The sequence below is a fragment of the Pseudomonas sp. XP1 genome (genome assembly GCF_053557675.1).
The window spans coordinates 16000-19621 of record NZ_JBNRIJ010000004.1 but is presented as its reverse complement, the minus strand read 5'-3'; the positions used below and the strand labels follow the sequence as shown (position 1 = coordinate 19621).

General features: G+C 61.5%; 4 protein-coding genes. 3 read left to right on the top strand and 1 reads right to left on the bottom strand.

The window, feature by feature from the left end:
- Positions 1-98 precede the first annotated feature (98 nt).
- Complete coding sequence (gene pncB / locus ACK1U9_RS05235) at positions 99-1304, top strand: nicotinate phosphoribosyltransferase (protein ID WP_153671489.1); 1206 nt, start codon at positions 99-101, stop codon at positions 1302-1304.
- Between the two features lie 3 nt (positions 1305-1307).
- The gene (nadE, locus tag ACK1U9_RS05230; protein ID WP_013974414.1) at positions 1308-2135 is read left to right on the top strand and encodes an ammonia-dependent NAD(+) synthetase; all 828 of its coding nucleotides are present in this window, start codon (positions 1308-1310) and stop codon (positions 2133-2135) included.
- A gap of 80 nt (positions 2136-2215) precedes the next feature.
- Here nadE and azu read toward each other — a convergent pair whose 3' ends face one another.
- Positions 2216-2665 carry an azurin gene (gene azu / locus ACK1U9_RS05225; protein WP_108480749.1) on the bottom strand — a complete coding sequence of 150 codons (450 nt, stop codon included), beginning with the start codon at positions 2663-2665 and terminating at the stop codon, positions 2216-2218.
- A 349-nt stretch (positions 2666-3014) separates the two neighbouring features.
- Between azu and ACK1U9_RS05220 the strand changes: the two genes are divergently transcribed.
- Positions 3015-3602 carry an LOG family protein gene (locus ACK1U9_RS05220; protein WP_085599708.1) on the top strand — a complete coding sequence of 196 codons (588 nt, stop codon included), beginning with the start codon at positions 3015-3017 and terminating at the stop codon, positions 3600-3602.
- Positions 3603-3622: the final 20 nt, after the last annotated feature.

The following is a 3622-nucleotide window of genomic DNA, read 5'->3' as shown; positions in this document are numbered from 1 at the left end:
GGGGGCGGGGGCTGCCCGGCGATAGGGCCGCAACAGGCACAACAAGGCCGAAAAGGCTGGCACAATGTCCGCCATTCGCCGCCTCCGGAGCCCCATTGATGAGCGAGAGCGCATTCGCCGAGCGCATCGTGCACAACCTGCTCGACACCGACTTCTACAAACTCACCATGATGCAGGGCGTACTGCACAACTACCCGGACGCCGACGTCGAATGGGAATTCCGCTGCCGCAACGGCGAGGATCTGCGCCCATACCTCGGCGAGATCCGCAACCAGCTCGAACTGCTCAGCGACCTCACCCTGGATGACGGCCAGTTGGCCTTCCTGGAACGCATCAGCTTCCTCAAGCCTGACTTCCTGCGCTTTCTGCGCCTGTTCCGCTTCAACCTGCGCTACGTACGCCTGGGGATAGAAAACGGCCAGCTGTTCCTGCGCCTGAAAGGCCCGTGGCTGCATGTGATCCTGTTCGAAGTACCGCTGCTGGCGATCATCAGTGAAGTGCGCAACCGCCACCTGCACCCGCGCATGCGCCTGGCCGAGGCCCGCGACCAGCTGTACCGCAAGTTCGACTGGCTGCGCGCGCATGCCAGCGACGATGAACTGGCCGAACTGCAGGTGGCCGACTTCGGCACCCGCCGACGCTTTTCCAGCCGCGTGCAGGAAGAAGTGGTGCGCGTGCTGCGCGACGATTTCCCGGGGCGCTTCGTCGGCACCAGCAACGTCGACCTGGCATGGAAACTGGATATCAAGCCTCTGGGCACCATGGCCCATGAATGGATCATGGCCCACCAGCAACTCGGCCCGCGACTGATCGATAGCCAGATCGCCGCGCTCGACTGCTGGGTGCGCGAGTATCGCGGCCTGCTTGGCATCGCCCTGACCGATTGCATCACCATGGATGCCTTCCTCGGCGATTTCGATCTGTACTTCGCCAAGCTGTTCGACGGCCTGCGCCACGACTCGGGCGAACCGGTGGCCTGGGCGGAAAAGGCCATTGCCCATTACCAGAAACTGGGTATCGACCCGATGACCAAGACCCTGGTTTTTTCCGACGGTCTCAACCTGACCCGCTCGCTGGAAATCTTCCGAGCCCTGCGCGGTCGCATCAACGTCAGCTTCGGCATCGGCACCAACCTGACCTGTGATATCCCAGGTGTGGCCCCGATGAACATCGTGCTTAAAATGACCGACTGCAACGGCGCGCCGGTAGCGAAGATCTCGGACGAAGCCGCCAAGACCCAATGCCGCGACGAGAACTTCGTCGCCTACATGCGCCATGTATTCAAAGTCCCCAGCAAGGAGTAACCCATGCAAGCGGTTCAGCAAGAGATTGCCCAGGCGCTGAAGGTACAGCCGCCGTTCGCCGACGCCGCCGCGCTCGAGGCCGAAGTAGCCCGGCGCGTGGCGTTCATAAAGGATTGCCTGGCCAACGCCCGGCTCAAGACCCTGGTGCTGGGCATCAGCGGCGGCGTCGACTCGCTGACCGCCGCACTGCTCGCCCAACGTGCCATCAACGAGCTGCGCGCCGAAACCGGCGACAAGGCCTACACCTTCATCGCCGTACGCCTGCCTTACCAGGTCCAGCATGACGAGCATGACGCCCAGGCGTGCCTGGAAGTGATCAAGGCCGACGAAGTGCACACTGTGGATATCGCCCCGGCAGTACGGGCGCTGGCGGCTGAAGTGGTGGAGTTGAAGAACGGCTCGCCGACGCTGGTGGACTTCGTGGTCGGCAACGTCAAGGCACGTACCCGCATGGTCGCCCAATACACCATCGCTGGTGCCCGCGCGGGCCTGGTGATCGGTACCGACCACGCCGCCGAGGCGGTGATGGGCTTCTTTACCAAGTTCGGTGATGGTGCCTGCGACCTGGCACCGCTGAGCGGGCTGGTGAAGAACCAGGTGCGGGCGATTGCGCGCAGCTTCGGTGCGCCGGAGTCACTGGTGGAAAAGGTGCCGACTGCAGACCTGGAAGACCTGGCGCCGGGCAAGCCGGACGAAGCCTCCCATGGCGTGACCTACCAGCAGATCGATGCCTTCCTGCATGGGCAGCCGGTTGATCAGGAAGCGTTCGATATCATCGTCGCTACCTACCGCAAGACCCAGCACAAGCGCGAACTGCCGTTCGCCCCTTGATCAGGCTGTAGAAAGACCTGTGGGAGCGGGTTCATCGGGGCGCCGAACCCGCTCCCACAGGATTCACCGTCAGCCTTTGATTACTTGACGACGACCTTGCCCTTCATCATCGAGATGTGGCCCGGGAAGGTGCAGAAGAAGCTGTAGTCGCCACCGGCTTCCAGCTTGGAAGCGTCGAACTTCACCTCGGTCTCCTTCTCAGGAGCGCCAATCATCTTGGTGTGGGCGATGATCGCGGCGTTGTCAGCCTTGATGTAGTCCTTTTCCAGCCCCTGGCTCATGCCTTCGGTAGCAATGCCCTGCATATCGGCAGTCTTGCTGATCACCAGGTTGTGGCCCATGACGTTCTTCGGCAGGTTGCCGGAGTGGGTCAGTTTGACGGTGAATTCCTTGCAGCTCTTGTCGACGGTGATTTCCTTGGTGTTGTAGGACATCTGGTCGGTGGAGTCGACAGTCACCGAGCACTCGGCTGCGAAGACAGAGGCGCTGGCGAGGGTCAGCAGGGATACCGCTACAGCTTTCGCAAACATCATGAATCTCCTTGGCAGGGTTTTATCAATTGCGAGACTGCCTGAAACCGTTCAGCCCCTTGCTGATATGGGTCAAGGGGCTGTCAAGAGGCCAGCCAGTAGAATTGTTCAATGGATTGTATACAACCAATTCAAGGGCACATCATGCCCTTTTATTGGACGATGGGACAACCTCTCATTTAGGAGCAATACGAAATGACCCTTGGAAGCCTGATGAACAGCCTGCTGGCGGCCTACGCCCATGGAGCCACCGGCGCCATCTGCGAATTCTCCCGGCCGGAGTGAAACCGGCCTTGGAACTGTAGGACATGGGCCTTACCCTGTCAGCCTGAGTGACTGGAGATGAGCAATGCCCGTACGTTCCGTTTGTGTGTTCTGCGGCGCCAGCATTGGTGCCAACCCCGCCTACCGTGAAGCGGCCATATCACTGGGCCAGGCGATTGCCCGTCGCGGCCTGACACTGGTCTATGGCGGCGGTGCAGTCGGCCTGATGGGCACCGTCGCCGACGCGGCCATGGCGGCCGGTGGCGAAGTGATCGGGATCATCCCAGAGAGCCTGATGAATGCCGAAATCGGCCACAAGGGCCTCAGCCGCCTGGAAGTGGTCGACGGCATGCACGCGCGCAAGGCACGCATGGCCGAGCTGAGCGATGCATTCATCGCCCTGCCCGGAGGGCTGGGTACGCTGGAGGAGTTGTTCGAGGTATGGACCTGGGGGCAATTGGGCTATCACGCCAAGCCGCTGGGGTTGCTGGATGTTAACGGCTTCTACGAGAAGCTGGGCGGGTTCCTCGACCATATCGTCGAAGAAGGTTTCGTGCGGCCGCAGCATCGGGCGATGTTGCTGCTCGGGCAGCAGCCGGATGAGCTGCTGGACGGCATGGACAAATTTGTCGCGCCGGTGGCGCCGAAGTGGGTCGACAGGAAGCCTGACTAAACCTGCAACAGGGGCTGCTT

Bases quoted from the DNA above. Each gene is read 5' to 3' on its own strand.
- pncB (WP_153671489.1), top strand. From the start codon at position 99: ATGAGCGAGAGCGCATTCGCCGAGCGCATCGTGCACAACCTGCTCGAC.
- nadE (WP_013974414.1), top strand. From the start codon at position 1,308: ATGCAAGCGGTTCAGCAAGAGATTGCCCAGGCGCTGAAGGTACAGCCG.
- azu (WP_108480749.1), bottom strand. From the start codon at position 2,665: ATGTTTGCGAAAGCTGTAGCGGTATCCCTGCTGACCCTCGCCAGCGCC.
- ACK1U9_RS05220 (WP_085599708.1), top strand. From the start codon at position 3,015: ATGCCCGTACGTTCCGTTTGTGTGTTCTGCGGCGCCAGCATTGGTGCC.